At 34.9% G+C, this 20,013-nt stretch carries 19 protein-coding genes; 16 read left to right on the top strand and 3 right to left on the bottom strand.

Annotated features, from left to right (window positions below; translation table 11 throughout):
- Positions 1-13 precede the first annotated feature (13 nt).
- The 12 genes from C245_RS0112705 (at position 14) to abc-f (ending at position 11,992) form a co-directional block, all read left to right on the top strand.
- On the top strand, positions 14-979 hold the full coding sequence (locus C245_RS0112705) for a hypothetical protein (RefSeq protein WP_017496979.1): 966 nt from the start codon (positions 14-16) through the stop codon (positions 977-979).
- 12 nt (positions 980-991) lie between these two features.
- A complete protein-coding gene (locus tag C245_RS0112700) occupies positions 992-1,543 on the top strand; it encodes a TerD family protein (protein WP_017496978.1) in 552 nt (183 codons plus the stop codon).
- A 21-nt stretch (positions 1,544-1,564) separates the two neighbouring features.
- The gene (locus C245_RS0112695) at positions 1,565-2,224 is read left to right on the top strand and encodes a TerD family protein (RefSeq protein ID WP_017496977.1); all 660 of its coding nucleotides are present in this window, start codon (positions 1,565-1,567) and stop codon (positions 2,222-2,224) included.
- The gene (locus tag C245_RS0112690; RefSeq protein ID WP_017496976.1) at positions 2,224-2,637 is read left to right on the top strand and encodes a hypothetical protein; all 414 of its coding nucleotides are present in this window, start codon (positions 2,224-2,226) and stop codon (positions 2,635-2,637) included. The genes C245_RS0112695 and C245_RS0112690 overlap by 1 nt, the downstream gene beginning before the upstream one ends.
- A gap of 12 nt (positions 2,638-2,649) precedes the next feature.
- On the top strand, positions 2,650-3,288 hold the full coding sequence (locus tag C245_RS0112685) for a VWA domain-containing protein (RefSeq protein WP_017496975.1): 639 nt from the start codon (positions 2,650-2,652) through the stop codon (positions 3,286-3,288).
- 157 nt (positions 3,289-3,445) lie between these two features.
- Complete coding sequence (locus C245_RS0112680; protein WP_017496974.1) at positions 3,446-4,081, top strand: VWA domain-containing protein; 636 nt, start codon at positions 3,446-3,448, stop codon at positions 4,079-4,081.
- A 2-nt stretch (positions 4,082-4,083) separates the two neighbouring features.
- Positions 4,084-4,572 (top strand): hypothetical protein, encoded by a 489-nt coding sequence (locus C245_RS0112675; RefSeq protein ID WP_017496973.1) that lies wholly within the window; start codon positions 4,084-4,086, stop codon positions 4,570-4,572.
- Positions 4,573-4,824: 252 nt separating this feature from the next.
- Positions 4,825-5,877, top strand: a complete 1,053-nt coding sequence (locus C245_RS0112665) for a TerY-C metal binding domain-containing protein (protein ID WP_017496971.1) — start codon at positions 4,825-4,827, stop codon at positions 5,875-5,877.
- Between the two features lie 3 nt (positions 5,878-5,880).
- On the top strand, positions 5,881-7,287 hold the full coding sequence (locus C245_RS0112660) for a PP2C family serine/threonine-protein phosphatase (RefSeq protein WP_017496970.1): 1,407 nt from the start codon (positions 5,881-5,883) through the stop codon (positions 7,285-7,287).
- A gap of 2 nt (positions 7,288-7,289) precedes the next feature.
- A complete protein-coding gene (locus C245_RS0112655) occupies positions 7,290-8,801 on the top strand; it encodes a helix-hairpin-helix domain-containing protein (protein WP_017496969.1) in 1,512 nt (503 codons plus the stop codon).
- A 29-nt stretch (positions 8,802-8,830) separates the two neighbouring features.
- A complete protein-coding gene (locus C245_RS0112650) occupies positions 8,831-9,829 on the top strand; it encodes a TerC/Alx family metal homeostasis membrane protein (RefSeq protein ID WP_017496968.1) in 999 nt (332 codons plus the stop codon).
- A gap of 249 nt (positions 9,830-10,078) precedes the next feature.
- On the top strand, positions 10,079-11,992 hold the full coding sequence (gene abc-f, locus C245_RS0112645; RefSeq protein ID WP_017496967.1) for a ribosomal protection-like ABC-F family protein: 1,914 nt from the start codon (positions 10,079-10,081) through the stop codon (positions 11,990-11,992).
- A gap of 182 nt (positions 11,993-12,174) precedes the next feature.
- On the opposite strand, the gene C245_RS0112640 is transcribed toward abc-f, so the two are convergent.
- Positions 12,175-13,137, bottom strand: a complete 963-nt coding sequence (locus C245_RS0112640) for an App1 family protein (protein ID WP_017496966.1) — start codon at positions 13,135-13,137, stop codon at positions 12,175-12,177.
- A 62-nt stretch (positions 13,138-13,199) separates the two neighbouring features.
- Between C245_RS0112640 and C245_RS0112635 the strand changes: the two genes are divergently transcribed.
- Positions 13,200-14,069 (top strand): diacylglycerol kinase family protein, encoded by an 870-nt coding sequence (locus C245_RS0112635; RefSeq protein ID WP_017496965.1) that lies wholly within the window; start codon positions 13,200-13,202, stop codon positions 14,067-14,069.
- Positions 14,070-14,334: 265 nt separating this feature from the next.
- Here the strand turns inward: C245_RS0112635 and C245_RS0112630 are convergent, their stop codons facing one another.
- Both C245_RS0112630 and C245_RS0112625 read right to left on the bottom strand, forming a co-directional pair.
- Positions 14,335-15,480 carry a peptidogalycan biosysnthesis protein gene (locus C245_RS0112630; protein ID WP_017496964.1) on the bottom strand — a complete coding sequence of 382 codons (1,146 nt, stop codon included), beginning with the start codon at positions 15,478-15,480 and terminating at the stop codon, positions 14,335-14,337.
- Between the two features lie 117 nt (positions 15,481-15,597).
- The gene (locus tag C245_RS0112625) at positions 15,598-16,086 is read right to left on the bottom strand and encodes a DUF1761 domain-containing protein (RefSeq protein WP_017496963.1); all 489 of its coding nucleotides are present in this window, start codon (positions 16,084-16,086) and stop codon (positions 15,598-15,600) included.
- 179 nt (positions 16,087-16,265) lie between these two features.
- Between C245_RS0112625 and C245_RS0112620 the strand changes: the two genes are divergently transcribed.
- The 3 genes from C245_RS0112620 to C245_RS0112610 all read left to right on the top strand — a co-directional run bounded on the left by C245_RS0112620 (position 16,266) and on the right by C245_RS0112610 (position 19,835).
- Positions 16,266-16,979 carry a hypothetical protein gene (locus C245_RS0112620; RefSeq protein WP_017496962.1) on the top strand — a complete coding sequence of 238 codons (714 nt, stop codon included), beginning with the start codon at positions 16,266-16,268 and terminating at the stop codon, positions 16,977-16,979.
- Positions 16,980-17,216: 237 nt separating this feature from the next.
- Positions 17,217-17,522 carry a hypothetical protein gene (locus C245_RS0112615; protein WP_017496961.1) on the top strand — a complete coding sequence of 102 codons (306 nt, stop codon included), beginning with the start codon at positions 17,217-17,219 and terminating at the stop codon, positions 17,520-17,522.
- Positions 17,523-17,732: 210 nt separating this feature from the next.
- Positions 17,733-19,835, top strand: coding sequence for a glycoside hydrolase family 97 protein (locus C245_RS0112610; RefSeq protein WP_017496960.1), 2,103 nt, complete (start codon positions 17,733-17,735; stop codon positions 19,833-19,835).
- The last annotated feature ends 178 nt before the right edge of the window (positions 19,836-20,013 follow it).

Here is a 20,013-nt window from a genome sequence, read left to right as displayed (position 1 = left end):
AGAAATCAGTTAAATGCAAGAGGAAGAGGAACGGTATGTTCAAATAATAAAAGATAGTAATAGAAAACTTGTGATTTTAGAATTGTTATCCAATTTCTTTAGTCACAAGGATTTTGTTGGTGTTTTAATAAAAACAAGAATCATTCATACTCTTTTTGAAAACAATAAATCATTAGACATAAATAAATTAGAACTCTTTCATATACAGTTTACAAGCAGTTTTATTGAGTTGTTTCAAAAATTAAAAAAATCAAAAGAACAGCAGTATCTTTTGATTTCTGATGAGATTTATATCAATGAAGATATCATAACCAAATTAAAATCAGAAATTGGAGAATCCGGATTTGCAGAAAAAGCAAAGACACATGCTCAAAATATGTCTGGAAAAATTGAAGTACTCTACAGTATGTTTGTCAATGAAAGTTCAGATTTTTTTAGTTGGAATGAAATCACAAGTTTTTCAGACCGTGTAAAACTTGAATATTATCGAGAGATTACAATTGAAGAATATGAAAAAATAGCCTCTTTAAACAAGAAGCTGTATGAAAATAAACATGCGAAATTTGAAAAGAAACTTTTAGGAAGACTAAACATCCTGAAATTTAAAATTAAGTTTTTGTGTGGGCTGGTTTGTAATAATGAAGTTATCGAGATATTCGAATTTAGAGACTCTAACGATAAATTTATTTTCATCGCTAATGAAAAAGCATTTTACTTTTTAGATGATGCAGTAGTAGAAGAAATTAATCTTGCTAAAAATGATTCCGTTAAGGGTGAAATTATCACGCAATTAAAAGAAAAAAACTCAGCATTAACATTTGAATTAAGTACAATAAAAACATCATTTCCTGAAAATGTAAATGGTGTATTGCGAGAATATCTGAATAAAATTTCCTCAATGGATTTTATAGAAGAGCTTCAAAATGTAGATGAGCAAACCAATATTTTAAAAACAATGTTAAATATTAATATTAAATAAAAGAAAATTAAAATGGCAATTAATTTAGAAAAAGGTCAAAGACAGAGTATTGATGCTCCAAAATTTATTGTTGGACTTGGCTGGGATAGTAATTCAAGTAACACAGGAGAAGGATTTGATTTGGATGCTTCCGTTTTTTTAGTGGGTGCTAATGGAAAAATTCCAAATGACAACCATTTTGTTTATTATAATAATTTGAAATCGCCAGACGGAGCTGTAACACATACGGGAGATAATTTGACCGGAGCAGGAGACGGAGATGACGAAAAGATTCAGATTGATTTGTCTACAGTATCACCGGATGTGAATGAAATTTGCTTTGTTGTAACGATTCACCATGCTGATACCAGAAGACAAAATTTTGGTCAGATTAGAAATTCATTTATCAGAATTGTAGATCAAACCAATACCGAATTAGTGAAGTACGAGCTTGATGAGGACTTTTCTATTGAAACAGCAGTAGAGTTTGGAAGACTTTATAAAAGAAACAATGAGTGGAAGTTTGAAGCCGTAGGTATTGGTATGAAAGGTGGCTTACAGGATTATTTAAATAAATACAACTAATTTAAAACACTATTAACAAACATGGCTATTAACTTAACTAAAGGGCAAAAAATTGATTTAAGAAAATCAAGTGGCGAAACATTAACAAACTTTTGCGTGGGTGTAAACTGGGGTGCAATTGAAACAAAAGGATTTTTAGGATTATCAAAAAACGTAGTAGAAATTGATTTAGATTTGAGCTGTGTGTTGATTGATGATCAGAATAAACTTTGCGATCATTTGTATTCTCCTCTATACAGAGTAGAAGTATTGCAGCAATTTGGTCTTCCAAAAGGTAAATTGTTAAGTGTTGACGGTGCTTTAAAACACACAGGAGATGACCTTGCAGGTGATACTGGTGGAGATGATGGTTTAGATAATGAAATTATTACGGTTGATCTTTCTAAAGTTGATGCTAAAGTAAATCAGATTTTTTTCTTTTTAAATAATGCAGGAAAAGAAGATTTCTCACAAATTCCGTATGCTAAAATCAGAATGTATGAAGGTACTCCAACCAGAGTAGTTTCAGAATTTGCTTCTTATAATGTTTCTGCTGATTCTCAATATGTAAACAAGCGTTCTATCATTATGGGGAAATTATACAAACGTAATGGAGAATGGAAATTCAGCGCAATAGGTGATCCTACCGATGATACATTTTTAGGACAGACTATTCACAAAATAGTACAGTCTTACCTGTAATGCAAATCAAAAATATCGACGGACTCAGCGTTTCTCAAATTAGAAACATGGTTCAGCAGGGAGGTAAATTTGTTGTATTCCCGTACACAGTGTCGTTTATATTAATGACCTTAAAAAGAAGTTCTGATATTTATTTCATTAAGGCGAATGAAAATACGTTTAAGTATTCATATGGTTTTGTTTTTCTGAATCTGATCGTTGGTTGGTGGGGTATTCCCTGGGGACCGATTTACACAATAGGTTCGGCATATCATCATGCAGTAGGAGGTAAAGATCTGACCCAGGCAGTTCTGAGCCATTTAATACAACATGACCCTGAAGCAAATACCAATACTTACAATATAAACGGTATAGAAAGCTCTAATGAAAGAAGTGAAGTAACCGAAGCACCAATCTATAATATTCCTGTATAAATCACATTTACTATGAGAAGACTGCCTGTGTACTTATTATTAGATACTTCCGGTTCAATGACCGGAGAACCTATTGAAGCTGTGAAAAACGGTGTTCAAATGATGGTGAGCTCGTTAAGACAAAATCCACAAGCCATTGAGACGGCTTTTTTAAGTATCATTACATTCGATACTACAGCGCAGCAAATTATCCCATTAACGGATTTGGCTTCTTTTCAAATGGTCGATATTAAAGCAGCCGGAGTGACAGCCTTTGGAGATGCATTGAGATTAGCGGCACAAAAGATAGAAACTGAAGTCGCCAAAACAACAACAGAACAAAAAGGAGACTGGAAACCATTGGTATTTATTATGACTGACGGAATTCCAACCGATAATTGGGAAAGTGGTCTCAATGAATTTAAAAAAGCAAAAGTCGCCTACACCATTGCCTGTGCTGCTGGTGGAGGAGCCGATACCGCTATTTTAAAAAGAATCACAGATAATGTAGTAAGTCTGGATACAGCGGATAGTTCCAGCATTGGAAAATTTTTTCAATGGGTCACAGCTTCGATTGGAGTAACTTCAACAAAAGTAGAGGACTTCGGTAAAGAATTTACAAATCTAAAAGAATTGCCTCCGCCTCCGTCTGAACTAAACATTGTAGTTTAAATTTCGGCGAGGCAGAGTTTATATTGCCTTTTTAATTCAATAAACTTTTTCGTATTACATCTTTTTTAAAGAAGTTATACGCATTAAGTATGCTTGCGAATTTCTAAAACTCATGTTAGTAGTAAAGTAATTCCATTTATTAAATCATTTTAAAGTTATGAGAAGACTACCTGTTTATTTTTTGCTGGACACCTCGGGTTCGATGTATGGAGAGCCCATTCAGGCGCTAAATAATGCCTTAAGCGGTATGATTAATACTTTGCGATCAGATCCTCAGGCTTTAGATTCCCTTTGGATTAGCATTATAACTTATGATCGTGAAGTAAAAGAAATAGTACCCTTAACAGAATTAGTTCACTTTCAGCTTCCTGAAATCACCTGTCCACAAAGCGGTCCTACAAATACAGGAGCAGGTTTGGATTTTGTGATTAAAAAGGTAAAAGCAGACGTTATAAAAGGTTCAGCAACTCAAAAAGGAGACTGGAAGCCATTATTATTTGTTTTTACAGATGGGAAACCTAGTGATATCCAGTTTTACAGAGAAAAAATTACCGAAATACGAGATCTTAATTTTGGAGCTGTTGTAGGTTGTGCAGCCGGACATATGGCGAACGATTCTATTTTGAAAGAACTGACAGATAATGTAGTGCATTTGGCATCAGCTGATAGTGCTACATTGAAACAATTTTTTAAATGGGTTTCAGAAACAATCGAACAAGGTAATAAAAGCCAGGGAACGGGTGAAAGTGTAACATTGCCGCCTCCACCAAGCGAAATAACGGTCGTAATTTAGATATGGAAGTACTAGGCACCCTGATCACAATTATTAGTATAATTGTGCATATTGTTCAAAAAGTAAATGAATCCTCCTCCAAAAGCGATAACAACAGAAACTCTTATAGGGACGTGACTTATGAGGTTGTTCATGAGTTTACACCACAGGAAAAATTAGAAAACATGAACATTGACAGTTTAAACATTTGTTATAAAACTGCCGGAATTAATGGCTTCTCTATTGAAAACGCAAGACGTACTTTGCTTAATAATTACGTGCAGGATGATTTTTATATCGATGACGTTATTATACGTCAGAATTGTATGTATATAAAAGTAATGCATGCTATTCCGTATAACGGCAGAAATAAATGTTATGGGGCTTCTTTTTCAATCAATTTTATGACTGTAAATGATGGTGTTGCTGTTTATGGAGCAAAGAAAATAAATGCCGATGAAGAATTGGTTTTTAAAGAAATCGCAAACGAATTAATAAACGCAGTTTCCTAATGTATTTCATAAAAATATTTATTCAAATTCTAATTGTTGGGTTGTTTTTATACTCCAAATTATTGCCTTATAAAGACAAATTGAATCCGCAGTACAGAAGTATTTTTGATTTTTTCAATAGTATTTTTTCACCCCTATTCAATTCTCTAAAAACAATGATAAAGCCTTTTCAGGTTGGAGTGGGTTTAGCAGTTGATATGACGCAAATTTTGCTTTTAGTTATTTTTTTAATGTTATTAAATTTCCTTTAAAATGAGAAGATTACCCATATATTTTTTAATTGATATTTCGGAATCAATGGTTGGAGAACCAATTCAACAGGTTGAAGAAGGACTGGCTACCATAATTCAGGCTTTAAAAACAGATCCGCATGCTCTTGAAACTGTTTTTGTTTCAATTATAGTATTTGCAGGACAGCCCAGAACATTAGTGCCTTTGCAGGAAATAGTAAGTTTTTATCCGCCTAAATTTCCAATTGGCAGCGGTACTTCTTTAAGCAAAGGGCTAGGGCATTTAATGTATGAGTTAAGAAGTAATATTGTTAAAACTACTTATGAGGTAAAAGGTGATTGGAAACCTATTGTTTTTTTATTTACAGACGGCGTTCCTACTGATGACAGTCAGGCAGCTATAAACGAATGGAAACAAAACTGGCAGCGAACAGCCAACTTAATTGCGATTTCTTTTGGTAACGAAACAGATACAAAATTATTAGGCGAACTTACAGAAAATGTACTGCATTTTAAAAATACCAATGTGCAATCGTATAAAGAGTTTTTTAAATGGGTAACAGACTCCATAAAAACAAGCAGCATAAGTGTTGAAAGTAATTCGAATGGTTTTGAATTGGCAAAATTAGACGGAGAAACACTTTCGAAAATAGATTTAACCAAAGAAAGTCCGAACCGTCAATATGTCGATGATAATTTTGTAGTTCTAAACGGAAAATGCCAAAATACCAAAAGGCCTTATTTAATGAAATACCGTAAAACTATTGCGGAATCTATTTATGCGGGAATAGAATTATCTTCAAAAAACTACAAGTTAGTAGGCGCATATCAGGTTGATAACTCTTATTTTGAATTAGCAGATTCGGCTAATTTTAACAATAAAGTAAATACCGATGAACTTATTGGCGGACCAACTTGCCCGTGTTGCGGAAATCAGATTGCTTTTGCCGTTTGTGTGTGCGAAAAAATACATTGTATTGGTGACGAAGATATAAGTACTTGTCCGTGGTGTAACAATCAGGGAAGTTATGGCTGCGGTGAAGACGGGTTTGATGTAAACAGAACCCAAGGATAATTCATGGAAGAGACTAAAAGATATATTCAGTCTTTTTTATCCCAAAAGAAAATTGACATTTCTGCAGATAAAGCAGCACTTTTCGAGGCTTTTATAGCTAATGAAAAAAATGTCAATGCAGTAAAAATAATTCAGGAAAACCAAAAAATGATTATGCAGAATTGGATATTGAAAAACAGAATAGACGATATTTTGACACAAACGGTCTCAATACCAAACGGCACAGTAAATAAAAATTATAAGGCAAAAATTGATTTCGATACTTTGAGCTGGAATGATTTTATTTTTTTTGAAATACAAGGCTTAGAAAGTACTGGTCTTGAATTTAATGCGAATGATGAGCTAATTGGAACTCCAAAAATTAGCGGCGATTTAAAAATAAAAATACTATTTAGAGTTCAGGGTGAGCCGGAAGATTCGATTTTAAACGAAAAAATACTAACACTGATTGTAAATCCGGATCCAAAATCGTTGTGGAAGGATTTGGAAAGCGATAAAACCGATGCGCTCTGGAAACCGGATAATGAAATTGTTGCGGCTAAATTTTTAGATAAGAATATTGTAGTAGCTTCCAAAAGAGGCCGCAGTCATGCTAATAAAGGTTCTTTTAGAGAAGACGATTTTGCCTTTAAAAATCTTGACGAAATTGGCTGGAGTGTTCTGGCAGTTTCGGATGGTGCAGGTTCTGCAAAACTTTCAAGACAAGGTTCAAAAATAGCCTGTGATTCGGTTATTCAGTATTTTGAAGAAAATTTAAACACAGAAGGTTTAAAGGAATTTGATGAGGTTTTAAGTGAACATCATCATAAAGCAACTGATGAGACTTCAAAAAAAATAAGTCATTTTGTATATCATAATTTGTCAAGAGCGGCTCATTTTGCACATCAGAAAATTGAAGAATTTGCGATCAAAAATGAAGCTGATCTGAAAGATTTTCATGCAACTTTAATTTTTGCTCTGGTTAAGAAATATAATTTCGGATATGCTGTCTTAACTTTTGGAATAGGAGACTGTCCAATCGGATTATTGAATAAAGATCTGACAGAGGTTAAGTTAATGAACTGGATTGATGTAGGCGATTTTGGGGGAGGAACACGATTTATAACCATGCCGGAAATTTTTCAAAGTGATAAATTTTCTACGCGATTTGGATTTAAATTGGTTGATGATTTCTCTTATTTAATGCTGATGACGGACGGGATTTACGATCCTAAATTTGTCGTTGAAGCCAACCTGGAAAAGATTGATAATTGGAACGAATTTCTTGAAGATCTAAACGGAAAAAATGAAGACGCAAATAAAGTTGATTTTGATAAGGGAAATACTGAAATTGCTAACCAGCTTTCAACCTGGATGGATTTCTGGAACCCGGGAAATCATGATGACAGAACCCTTGCCATAATTTATTAAGTATGAGTGTAATTACAGTAAAATCAATTAATGACACCGTGAAAACCTATCAATTTGTTGATAATGGTGAACCCATGCGTGGCGGTGTTAAAGATGTTTATTTTAGTCCGGATAGAAAATATGTTGTTGCTATTTTTAGAGATAAATTAGATTTTAATCAAAAAGAGAGATTACAAAGAATAACAAATAAGTATCTGGCTCAGATCCAGAACGGAGATGCAGGAGATTATTATTTAAATGAAGTATACAGATGGCCTACAGATGTTATAGAACATAAAGGTTTGACGGGTATAATTGTTCCGATTTACGACGGTAAATTTTTCTTTAAAAAAGGGTATGCTACCAGTGACTTAATTCAGGGAAAAGAAAAAAACGGGAAATGGTTTGCAGGTCCTAAATTCAGAAACCCCCATTTTCCTCTCAGAGTCTCGAATTCAGAATTAGGAGACTGGCTGAGTTATTTTCAGGTTTGCGTCAATTTAACCCGGGGTGTAAAGAAAATGCATGCTATGGGATTGGCCCATTCTGATTTGTCGTACAATAATGTTTTAATCGATCCAATTCAAAGATCGGCCTGTATGATTGATTTGGACGGATTAGTGGTGCCGGGTCTATTTCCGGCAGAAGTAATTGGTACAGCAGAGTTCATTGCTCCCGAAGTACTTTCGACCAAACATTTAAACAAAACCGATCCTGACAGAAAATTACCGAGTCGATTAACAGATCTGCATGCATTGCCGGTTCTTATTTACATGTTTTTACTACACAGACACCCTTTGAAAGGAGGGAAGGTTCATGATCTTGATACCGAAAAAGATGATTTGCTGTCTATGGGAGAAAAAGCAATGTTTATTGAACATCCAACGGATGAAACGAACAGACCCAAACTCAATCAGGTTTCTAAATGGGATTTGCCATGGGCAGATATTAACCAATTGCCATATTCGATTACGGGACCTTATTTAAAAACCTTATTCGATAAAGTTTTTATAGACGGATTACACAATCCGATGCAAAGACCTAATGCCGAAGAGTGGGAAATTGCATTACTCAAAACAACAGATTTAATGCAGAAGTGCCACAATGTTGCGTGCGAGCAAAAATGGTATGTTTTTGACAATACAAATACACCAAAGTGCCCATTTTGTAATACTCCCCACAAAGGTACGCTGCCAGTCTTAGACCTCTATTATCAGTTTCAGGAAACAGTATGGAAACCCGAGAATCATAGATTAATGGTTTATAACGATCAGTACTTGTTTCAATGGCATGTAAATCGTAATATTGCGCGCAATGAAAAATTAACGGCGCAACAAAAAGTACCGGTTGGTTACTTTACCTATTTTAATGATAAATGGGTATTTGTCAACCAAAAGTTAACTTCATTAAAAGACTTAACCGAAGACAAAGAAATTCCTATTGGAACTATGATAGAGCTGACTGACGGGAAAAAAATACTTCTTTCAAAAGAAGAAGGAGGAAGAGTTATCATGGTTACAATGGCCAATAAATAAATTTAAAATTAACTTAATTAATATTCAAAATGAATCAGCACCCTATTTTTTCAGAACATCCGGGATTAATAATCGTTTTCGCGATTGCAGTAGTCATCATGCTATTGTTGGACTTGGGAATTTTCAACAAAAAAAGCCATGAAGTAAGTAATAAAGAAGCAGTAACCTGGTCATTAGTATGGATTAGTTTAGCGATGATTTTTAGTGGTTTGGTTTATTACTTCGCCGGATCGGCAAAATTTTATGAATTTCAATCGGCGTATTGGATTGAAAAAGCACTTTCAGTAGATAACCTTTTTGTATTTATATTAGTATTCAAGTTTTTTGACGTAGCCAACCAAAACAAACACAAAGTTTTATTTTGGGGTATTATCGGAGCATTGGTTTTGAGAGCTATCTTTATCTTTTCGGGAGCCTTCTTAATCGAACTTACGTATTTAAACAAGCTTTTAAGTCTGGTTGGAATTGCTGGTTTCAAATACGATATCAACTTAATCATGACAGCTTTCGGATTGTTTCTGGTTTATGCAGGAATCAAATCGTGGTCTGCTGGTGATGATGATGATGAAGAGGATTACAACAATACCAGAGGAGCAAGATTAATCAGGAAGTTTTTCAGCGTTAGCGATAAATACGATGGAGATAAATTCTTTACATTCGAAAACGGAAAAAAACTGGCAACCCCACTTTTAGTAGTAGTAGCTGTAATTGAGTTTACCGATTTATTGTTTGCAGTCGATTCTATACCGGCAATTTTTGCCATTTCTAGTGATCCTTTTATTCTTTATACCTCTAACATTTTTGCTATTTTGGGACTTAGAGCGTTATTCTTCTTATTGGATAACTTCATTCACTTGTTTAGTAAATTACAATATGGTTTGGCTATAATTCTTTCGTTTATCGGAGTAAAAATGATTATTTCTCCGTTTTATCATATTGAATCTCTGTATTCATTGCTTGTAATTGGTGGGATTCTGGCAATTTCGGTAATTGCATCAGTAATGTTACCGGAACCAAAAGAGGCATAAGACCTAAAATAAAGAACTTATTAAAGCGGATAGCAGTCTAAAGATTGCTATCCGTTTTTTTATGATTTTCCTGATTGGAACAAAGAAACGGAAGGGTTAAAACTAATTTCTGGTGTAAAAAAGCCTTCTACTATTTGTTTTTAAAACGACAGTCGAAACTTAAATTAATTGTCATACTTTTGCACTTTCAAAAAGTAAAGTAAATAAGGCACTTAAAGCCTTTACTCCTTGTTATAATAGTTACAAATTATGCTTAATATACACAATCTTTCGGTTTCTTTTGGAGGAACATATTTATTTGAAGAAGTTACCTTTCGTTTAGGTGCCGGTGACCGCGTAGGTCTTGTTGGTAAAAACGGAGCGGGTAAATCTACAATGCTTAAAATGTTAGCAAGAGATTTTGCTCCTGATTCAGGGGTTATTTCCCAGGAGAAAGATATCCGAATGGGGTTTTTGCGTCAGGATATTGATTTTGAACGTGGAAGAACGGTGCTGGAAGAAGCGTATGAGGCTTTTACTGAAATTAAAATTGTTGAGAAAAAACTAGAAGAAATCAATCATCAGTTGGTGACCAGAACCGATTATGAAAGTGAAGAATACGGCCAGATCATTGAAGATTTGTCTGATTATACCCATCGTTTTGATCTTCTTGGAGGTTACAATTATGTAGGGGATACAGAGAAAATTCTTTTAGGATTAGGTTTCAAAAGAGAAGTTTTCAATAACCAAACCGAAACATTTTCAGGAGGATGGAGAATGCGTATCGAGTTAGCAAAACTGCTATTGCAATCCAATGACGTATTGCTTCTGGATGAGCCTACGAACCACTTGGATATCGAGAGTATCATTTGGTTAGAGAGTTTTCTGCGTAACTATCCGGGAGTTGTGGTAATCGTATCGCACGATAAAATGTTTTTGGATAATGTGACCAATCGTACCATTGAAATCTCATTAGGAAAAGCATACGATTTTAATAAACCTTATTCTCAGTATTTAGAATTGCGTCATGAAATTCGTGAAAAGCAATTGGCAACTCAAAAGAATCAGGCAAAGAAAATAGAAGAGACAGAAAAATTAATCGAAAAGTTCCGTGCAAAAGCTTCAAAAGCTTCGATGGCGCAATCGTTAATTAAAAAGTTAGATAAAGTAGAAAGAATCGAAGTAGATGAGGATGATAATTCGGTAATGAATATTTCGTTTCCAGTTTCAAAAGAACCGGGAAAAGTAGTAATCGAAGCTGAAAACGTTACCAAAGCTTACGGAGACAAAACGATTCTGAAAGATATTAGTTTATTGGTAGAAAGAGGAAGTAAAATTGCCTTTGTGGGACAAAACGGACAAGGAAAATCGACTTTCATTAAAGCTCTTGTAAACGAATTTGAGTACCAGGGGAACATCAAATTAGGACATAATGTTCAGTTAGGATATTTTGCTCAAAATCAGGCTGAATATCTTGATGGAGAAATTACGTTGCTTCAAACTATGGAAGATGCTGCTACAGACACAAACCGTATGAAAGTTCGTGATATGTTGGGATCCTTTTTATTCCGTGGAGACGATGTTGAGAAAAAAGTAAAGGTACTTTCAGGAGGTGAACGCAACCGTTTGGCACTTTGTAAATTGTTGTTGCAGCCTATCAATGTTTTACTGATGGATGAGCCTACGAATCACCTGGATATTAAATCTAAGAACGTTTTAAAAGCAGCACTTCAAAAATTTGGAGGAACTTTATTATTGGTTTCTCACGATAGAGATTTCCTTCAGGGAATGTCGAACATCGTTTACGAATTCAAAGACCAAAAGATCAGAGAATATTTAGGAGATATTAACTACTTCTTAGAGCAGCGTAATCTTGAAAACATGCGTGAGGTAGAGAAAAAAGATGTCGTAAAAGAAGCCGCTCCAAAAGAATCTAAGAAAACGTCATACGAAGATCAGAAAAAAGGAAAAGCACTTCAAAACCGATTGAGTAAGGTAGAGAGTCAAATCAAACAATTAGAAAAAGACATTCAGCACGATGATAAAATGCTCGCTTCTAATTATGACAAACATATTGAAGATGCTTCTTTTTTTACTGCATACAACAAAAAGAAAAAAGACTTAGATCAATTGTTGCTGGACTGGGAAATTGTTCAGGAAGAGATTGATAACTTTAATGCTTAATTAGTTTTCAGTCGCTGTCACAGCCTTCGGTCTCAGTGTCAGTTTTGAAAAGAATAGATAACTTTGTCAAAGGCTTGAACTTTGGCAAAGTTTTTTTTTATGTCTGAAGTTTACCATCCCTTGTAAAAAATCGAAGACACACTATATTTATTCCACATATTTCACATCTTACAAATCACATTTCACGAGATAAGACCAATAGATTTAGAGTGCATAATGGCTTCACTGCTGTCTTTATAATAGCAAACAGAGACCTCTAAGTTTTCGAGGTTTTTCATAATCGTTTTAGTGGCTTCTTTTTTGTGTTTGCCAGTCTGTCTAATGTAAACTGCCTTTACCGTAACCGGAAAGATTTTACAGATTCGCTCGTACAAAATGGGGTCGTGTTGTGAATCGTCTCCTAGTAAAACATACTTAAGATTGGGATAAAATTCTAAAACGTGTTTTATTTTGTCGAATTTATGATCGTGGTTTCCGCGTCCGCTCATGAAAAAATCGGGGATTCCTCTTTTGATGTCTTTCAATAGAATTACGGCTCTTGGCAGATGATGTATTTTGGTAAATTTGACGATGAATCGATATAAATTCCACTCGCTGCTCGACACATAAAAAAAGGCATTTTCTTCTTCCTTATTATTTCGTCCGGCGGAACTTAAAGCTTGATAATGGGGTACAACACCTTTAAAAACTTTACGGTCATTTACATTTTTAAATAAAAGAACATATATTTTTCGGAAGAAATTTCCAGTATGCGAAATCAAAAAAGTATCGTCAATATCGGAGATGATGCCCAGTTTGCCTTTGTGAGGTCTTATGAAACTGCCTTTTTCAGTTATAGTTTCAGTCTTATGTTTTATGCTAACTTCGTATTCAATCCATCCAAAGGGAGTTTCTTTCTCCAGTGGAATACAAAACTTGAAATAGCCGTCGTCCAGGGTTTTAGTGTGAATTTCCTGATTGCCACATTTTAGATAAACATCAAAATTTTTAATCGTTTTTATTCTGAATTGATTGATGATCGAAGTGGCATTTTTGAAGTTTTTTTTCTGATAATCATATTCATACGTTCTTCTGAAAACATGTCCCATTACAATTAATTCTTCTTCATTGGCATAACCGCGATATAATTGTAAAATTGGTTTCATTAATTGTGTATATTTATGGATGATGTAAATTAATTATTTTAATTGATTTTAAAAATAAAACTTTGAAAAAGAATATCTTATTTGTTGTAAATCCTATTTCGGGAGATCTGGATAAATCCGATTTAATAGAAGCTGTACAGGAGTTTTCTGTTGCGCATCATTTTGATCTGGAAGTTTATGAAACCACCGGGCAGCATGATCAAAAAGAAATACAGATCCTTTACAATCAGTATCATCCTGAGCGTATTGTGGTAGCCGGTGGAGACGGAACCATAAAAATGGTGGCTGAAGCCATGGAGCAGTTTGATATCATTATTGGTATTTTGCCTGCTGGTTCGGCCAATGGATTGTCGGTCGATCTAAATCTGCCGGATACACTCGAGGAGAACCTGAAAATTGCTTTTCTGCATCATTATATCGAAATGGATATGATTGCTATCAATGGCAAAAAAAGTATTCATTTGAGTGATATTGGCGTAAATGCCAATCTGGTAAAAAATTACGAAGAGAGTAATTTACGCGGTTTGTGGGGTTATGCCTTACAGGCCTATTCGGCTTTAAAAGAATCGGAAGAACCTTTTGTGGCTACAATCTCGGCTAATAACGAAACCGTGGAGCATACCGCAAGAATGATTGTGATTGCTAATTCTCAGAAATACGGAACCGGTGTTGTGATAAATCCAAATGGCGCAATGAATGACGGGAAGTTCGAATTGGTCATTATAAAAAGCCTTGATTTACTATTGATCGGAAAAATTATTACCGGAAACATGCCAATTGACTCGGATGATATTGTAATTATTTCCACAGATAAAGCAATGATAAAGACAGATTATCCAGTGAATTTTCAAATTGATGGCGAGTATTGCGGCGCACAAACGGATTTGGAAATTCACATTCTGCACAAGCAGATGAAAATTGCAATTCCGTAGTTTTTATAGTCTGTGTGAAACTGATTGTGAAAGGTATCGCCCCGATGGGGCTAAAAAAACGGTAGCCGAATTTATTTCTATAGATATTCCACTCCTAGCGGAGTTGCCTTCAAAATTCCGTAGGAATGAACATTTTGTAGCAACGGGTTTTAATCCGTTGAAAATAAGGATGGTATTTTTATGAGTTCAGTAGGAACGATCTGTGTAATCTTCAATCTAAAATCTCTTAACTAGGAGCATTATAAATTCAGGCATTTACGAATATTTATTTAAACGGATTTCGCTCTTGCCAGTCGGTTTTGGGCTCGAGATAATTAAACAATCGGCCAATATTGTGATTGATTAAAGTATTGCTGTGTGTTATTAATCCATACATTTTGACCGGTTTTGCTCCGACAGAGCTTTTAATTTCTAGGGCAGTTCTCGCAAATACCACTTCTTTAAAACCATGATTGATAGAGTAGGCAATCATGTCGTAAAGCATGTTGAGGTACAGCATCTTTTCGCGTTGAATGGTCTCGTCGTACCCTAAAAAGTACGTGTCCATCGCGCTTCCGTTTTTAATTAAGGTATTGAATCCGATTAGTTTTTCTTCTAAAAAATAGCCATAAAAGAGGAAATCATCTTTCATGATTTCTTTAAAAAAACTAAAGTGATTTCGGGCTAAGAAAAAAGTATTAAAAGGGGCGTTTTTGGCCACATGAAAATACAAATCGTAAATAACATCTTCATATTTTTTAATGTCGGCTAAAGACATTTTTTGTTTTACGATTCCGTCTGCTTTTTTTCGGGCTCGTTTGTACTGATCCCGATATTTTTTTGATAAAGCATCGATATAATCCTGTTCAGATGCCCAGTCTTTATGGATTTCAAAAACCATATTAGGCTGAGTTGAAAACGTATAATTGTTTTTGAATTCGTTTTGTAAAGGAATAATTTCGGTAGCTGTAAAATCTTTTATGCTGGTAATGTGAACCTTTCTTCCACTTGCTTTCAGGTTTTTTTTAAGCTGATTAATGGCTTTGTGTAGTGTTTTTAGAGCAATTGATTGTTTGATGTCTGAGACAAATATAAACGCATTTTGTCCGGTAAGCATATTGTTTCCGACAAATAATACATGAGAGGCAAAATTCTTAAAAGCAAAATTTCGCACCGAAGTTTTCAAACATTGATCGCGTTCACCGAATGATTCCAGTTTCTCCGTAAATAGAAATTGGGTCAGAACAATTCCGACCAGTTGACTATCATTGAAAATTCCGATAAAATGACATATCATATTTACCGGACAGGAGTTTTCCAGGACTTCCAGGTATTCTTTGGTTAAAAAGATATTAGCGGCCGCCAGAGAATTCCATTCCAAGGGCAGTAGTGATGCGCTATTGTATATTTCGAAAGAATAAGTTGTAGTCAAATGAGGGAGCTAATTTCTTCAAAATTAGAGAATATTTATAAGAACTCAACTGGTTTAAGTTATTATTAAGAAAACCCGTTTGAGATTTAATTTCAAACGGGTTTGTATTTTTTAGAGTTAGGCAAATGCACAGATAATTCCGCCCATCAAAGTAAGGCAAACCGCCCAGTAACCTGCATGAATAAAGATATATTTCCACGATTTTCTTTCGAATAAGCCGTTGATTCCAATTACAGGAAAGACAAAAAAGAGTGCTGACATAAATCCGTGAAGAGTTCCGTGTTTAAAGGTACGGTATGCTGTTCCATAGTCATTCATAAAAGCAGCAAACGATGGTTTGGCACTGGCTACTAAAGGAGGTCCGCCCACCATTCCCAAAGCACCAGTTTGATGAATGGTAAGAGACATTAAAATTACGGTAATCATTAACGAGAAAAGATACGTAAGACCGAATATTTTCAGCATATTTCCTTTTTGTAAGTCGTCCGGAGTGAGATTGTTCTCTCTCATCCAGATGGTTCCGAACACTTTAGGGTTGTACCAGATAAAACCAACAGCCAGTGTTACGATTGCTGATAAGAATAATGCAACAGGGTTAAATTCCATAATATGAGGTTTTTAGGATTAGTTGCTCAAATTTAAACAAAAAATCTCACAAATTGCACCTTTGAATAAAGTAGTAAAATTTTGATTAAATTAAATTTTATCAACACTTTATCGACATTATGCGCTTTATAACTATGAAATGTATAATTTTATGGCGTCAATAAATCCCCAATCTTGTAATGAAAAGCTTAGTCCTGTTTTTTCTGGCTTTTATTTTTTCGCCTGCTATTTTTGCTGATACCGTTTCAGATAAAGAGAAAGAGGCGCTTATCAAATTGTATGAAGCAACAAACGGATCAGAATGGAAAGTAAAGTGGGATTTATCACTTTCGGTAGCTACCTGGTATGGGGTAAAAGTTGAAAATGGTAAAGTCATCGGCCTTCATTTGGCAAATAATAATTTGCAGGGAAATCTGCCTGTAGAATTGTTGACTTTGGTTAATTTGATTACCATCGATTTACACGACAATAAAATTCAGGGACAGCTTCCTTTGGAGATTGGAAAATTGAGTCAATTAGAAACACTTGCTTTGTTTAATAATGAAATTCAGGGGCAGTTGCCGGGGTCAATTTATACGATAAAAACGTTGAAAGTTTTACTTTTAAATCAGAACAAATTGTCAGGGAGTTTGAGCAAAGAAGTAAGCAACTTTGGTGTTTTGGAAAACCTGAGTTTGTTTGATAATAATTTTGAAGGAGAAATTCCAAATGAATTAGAAAAATTAGGTCATTTGTCTGAATTGAATCTTTCCTATAATAAATTTAAAGGAGGCGTTTCGAAAAATCTGATTTTGTTGGACGCTCTAAATATGACGATGTTTGATGAAGAAGGAAATCCTTTTTTATTAGAAATCGCCGCTAGAAAAGAAACCACAATGGTCACCAGAAATTAATCGTGCTTATGAATGAATTTTACACTCGTTAAAAAGTTGATTAAATATATTTAGTTAATTGTTTAAAAACCGTAATTCGTTACGGTTTTTTTACGTCCGGTTTTTACTTTTTTTTGGAATGAAAAAGAACATTTTTTTTAGTCCATTACTTTTTTTTCATAACTTTAATTCTTCAATTTGCAGAAGAAAAAAAATCAGAGTACAATAAGATAATCTAACCTCTTTAATTATAAAATTATGGTAGTACAGTATCAAGGAGAACAATACGGAAAAGCAACAACATTTACAATAAGAATTATAGGAAACAATCTGTCTAAAAGCAGTTCAAATTACCAGATTGATTTATTGGTTGGCGATAAAAAGCTGCCAACTTTTACTACGGGAATTCACCAGAGTTTGTCAAACTGCTTAAAAGAGATCTATTTATTCAGAAAGCACCATGGAATTACATTTGAAGCTTCGTCAGAAAAGGTGGCGCCGCTTTTAGTTCCGTATGACCTGGTTTTATACAATTACAATAAATATGCATTGTTTATGGCATAGGCCAGACTTTGTTTATCGCAACTATTTTGAAAGACTGCTTTTATAGGCAGTCTTTTTTTGTACGACTAAACTTTATCTTTTCACTCATAGCATTACTTTTTTTGCTTTTTTTAATTAAAATTTTATATTTTTTTCTTTCAGGTATTTCTGTTTCATAAATTTTATTATGTTTGCTAAATCGATTTAGCAACGCTCAGAACCCTTTTGTTTATGAAGAAAATTCTTTTTACCTGCTTTTTTATTATTGTTTCGAATGCATGGATCAATGCTCAGGAACTGAAGTCTCCCGACGGGAACTTGGTATTGACATTCAATTTAAATGCTGAGGGTGCTCCGGTTTATTTTCTAGCCTACAAGAAAAAAGAAGTAATCAAAGAAAGCAGATTGGGCTTTATTTTAAAGTCGGATATCAAAATGAATAAAGGTTTTCAGATTGTCGGTACTCAAAAACAATCAGAAGACAATTTCTGGGAACCGGTATTGGGAGAGCAGAAAAAAATTAGAAATCAGTACAATGAATTGAAAGCTGATTTGATACAGGAAAAAAGCAAGCGAAAAATAACGATTTATTTCCGTTTGTTCAATGACGGTTTGGGATTTCGATATGAGTTTCCGGTACAGGATAATCTGCGTCATTTTGTGATTCAGGAAGAAACTACCGAGTTTAATTTAACGGGAGATCATAAACTTTTTTGGATTCCGGGGGATTATGATACAAACGAGTACAGTTATACCACTTCAAAAATTTCGGAGATGCAATCTTTGATGTACAATGCTGCTCACGTTTCGATGGCCGCACAAACCACGATTAAAAATCTGGCAGCGCAAACGCCTTTGATGATGAAGACTAATGATGGACTTTATATTAACATTCACGAAGCAGCTTTGAAAAATTACCCAGCAATGTGTCTTAATGTTGATGATAAGGCTTATTCGCTGAGTTCACATTTGGTTCCTGATGCTGTTGGAAATAAAGGATACATTCAAACCGGAAGCTTTACACCCTGGAGAACGATTGTGGTGAGTGATGATGCGCGAAATATTCTGGCTTCAAAAATGATTTTAAATCTGAATGAACCCTGTGCTTTCGAAGATATTTCATGGATTAAACCGGTGAAATATATTGGAGTTTGGTGGGAATATTTTACCGGCGGGGGATCTACCTGGGCGTATTCGGATAATCAGGATGTGGTAATTGGAGCTACTGATTTTTCTAAACTGAAGCCTAATGCAACACATGGAGCCAATACCAAACACGTAAAAGAATATATCGATTTTGCTTCGACAAATGGTTTCGACGCAGTTCTGGTGGAAGGTTGGAACGAAGGCTGGGAAGACAATACCGCTTTTAAAAAGGAACGTATTTATAGCTTTACTAAGCCTTATCCGGATTTTGATGTGAAAGATTTAAGTTTGTATGCCAAGCAGAAGGGAGTGAAAATCATCATGCACCATGAAACGACATCTTCAGCTTCAGAATATGAAAGACAACTTCCGGATGCCTTAAAGTTTATGGTAGATAATAACTATAATGCTGTAAAAACGGGCTATGTAGGACCAATTATTCCAAGAGGAGAACACCATGACGGACAGCAAATGGTCAATCATTATACGTATGTAGCTAAAGAGGCAGCAAAGCATAAAATCATGGTAGATTCTCATGAAGCAGTTCGCCCGACCGGATTGCATCGTACCTATCCCAACTGGTTTGCTCAGGAATCAGCCAGAGGAACTGAGTTTGAGGCTATGGAGGGGATTCATCCTGATCACACTACAATTTTGCCATTTACACGTCTTATGGGTGGGCCGATGGATTATACACCGGGAATTTTTCAGGGAGACTTATCCGTTTACGGCTCAAAGAAAAACAAGTTAAGTACAACATTGGCGAAGCAATTGGCGCTTTATGTAACGATGTACAGTCCGTTGCAAATGGCGGCCGATTTGCCTGAAAATTATATGCGTTTTAAGGATGCTTTTCAGTTTATAAAAGATGTTGCACTGGACTGGGATGACAGTTATATTCTCGAAGCAGAGCCAGGAGATTATATCACAATAGCCAGAAAAGCTAAAGGAAAACAAGAATGGTTTGTAGGTGGAATTACGGATGAAAACCCACGTACTGCTTTCATTGATTTTAGTTTTTTGCCTGCTGGGAAATCATTTACCGCAACGATTTATGAAGACGGAAAAACAGCCGATTATAAGAGCAATCCACAATCGTACAACATTCGTAAAGTGAATGTAAATAGTAAAACGAAGTTAAAACAAAAACTAGTCGCAAGTGGCGGTGTGGCAATTTCTATAAAGTAGAAAAGTGTTAGAAATGAGGCACAGATGACGCCGATTTTTTTTCGGATATTTGCGAATAAGAAAACGGTCTAACCTGCGCGAGAAAAAGATAGTCACAGAATAAAATGATTTCAACGATAAAAAAACAGTTTTATAAAGAAAAAAAACTTTTTTAATCCTGTTAATCTGTGGCAAAAGA

The sequence above is a fragment of the Flavobacterium sp. WG21 genome (genome assembly GCF_000335775.1).
Classification (GTDB): domain Bacteria; phylum Bacteroidota; class Bacteroidia; order Flavobacteriales; family Flavobacteriaceae; genus Flavobacterium; species Flavobacterium tructae.
This window is presented reverse-complemented; position numbering and strand designations above follow the sequence as displayed.

What these genes read in the sequence shown, in the direction of transcription:
- abc-f (WP_017496967.1), top strand. Translation starts at nt 10,079, where the DNA reads ATGCTTAATATACACAATCTTTCGGTTTCTTTTGGAGGAACATATTTA.
- C245_RS0112655 (WP_017496969.1), top strand. Translation starts at nt 7,290, where the DNA reads ATGAGTGTAATTACAGTAAAATCAATTAATGACACCGTGAAAACCTAT.
- C245_RS0112690 (WP_017496976.1), top strand. Translation starts at nt 2,224, where the DNA reads ATGCAAATCAAAAATATCGACGGACTCAGCGTTTCTCAAATTAGAAAC.
- C245_RS0112615 (WP_017496961.1), top strand. Translation starts at nt 17,217, where the DNA reads ATGGTAGTACAGTATCAAGGAGAACAATACGGAAAAGCAACAACATTT.
- C245_RS0112640 (WP_017496966.1), bottom strand. Translation starts at nt 13,137, where the DNA reads ATGAAACCAATTTTACAATTATATCGCGGTTATGCCAATGAAGAAGAA.
- C245_RS0112665 (WP_017496971.1), top strand. Translation starts at nt 4,825, where the DNA reads ATGAGAAGATTACCCATATATTTTTTAATTGATATTTCGGAATCAATG.
- C245_RS0112680 (WP_017496974.1), top strand. Translation starts at nt 3,446, where the DNA reads ATGAGAAGACTACCTGTTTATTTTTTGCTGGACACCTCGGGTTCGATG.
- C245_RS0112685 (WP_017496975.1), top strand. Translation starts at nt 2,650, where the DNA reads ATGAGAAGACTGCCTGTGTACTTATTATTAGATACTTCCGGTTCAATG.
- C245_RS0112705 (WP_017496979.1), top strand. Translation starts at nt 14, where the DNA reads ATGCAAGAGGAAGAGGAACGGTATGTTCAAATAATAAAAGATAGTAAT.
- C245_RS0112700 (WP_017496978.1), top strand. Translation starts at nt 992, where the DNA reads ATGGCAATTAATTTAGAAAAAGGTCAAAGACAGAGTATTGATGCTCCA.
- C245_RS0112695 (WP_017496977.1), top strand. Translation starts at nt 1,565, where the DNA reads ATGGCTATTAACTTAACTAAAGGGCAAAAAATTGATTTAAGAAAATCA.
- C245_RS0112610 (WP_017496960.1), top strand. Translation starts at nt 17,733, where the DNA reads ATGAAGAAAATTCTTTTTACCTGCTTTTTTATTATTGTTTCGAATGCA.
- C245_RS0112660 (WP_017496970.1), top strand. Translation starts at nt 5,881, where the DNA reads ATGGAAGAGACTAAAAGATATATTCAGTCTTTTTTATCCCAAAAGAAA.
- C245_RS0112620 (WP_017496962.1), top strand. Translation starts at nt 16,266, where the DNA reads ATGAAAAGCTTAGTCCTGTTTTTTCTGGCTTTTATTTTTTCGCCTGCT.
- C245_RS0112675 (WP_017496973.1), top strand. Translation starts at nt 4,084, where the DNA reads ATGGAAGTACTAGGCACCCTGATCACAATTATTAGTATAATTGTGCAT.
- C245_RS0112625 (WP_017496963.1), bottom strand. Translation starts at nt 16,086, where the DNA reads ATGGAATTTAACCCTGTTGCATTATTCTTATCAGCAATCGTAACACTG.
- C245_RS0112650 (WP_017496968.1), top strand. Translation starts at nt 8,831, where the DNA reads ATGAATCAGCACCCTATTTTTTCAGAACATCCGGGATTAATAATCGTT.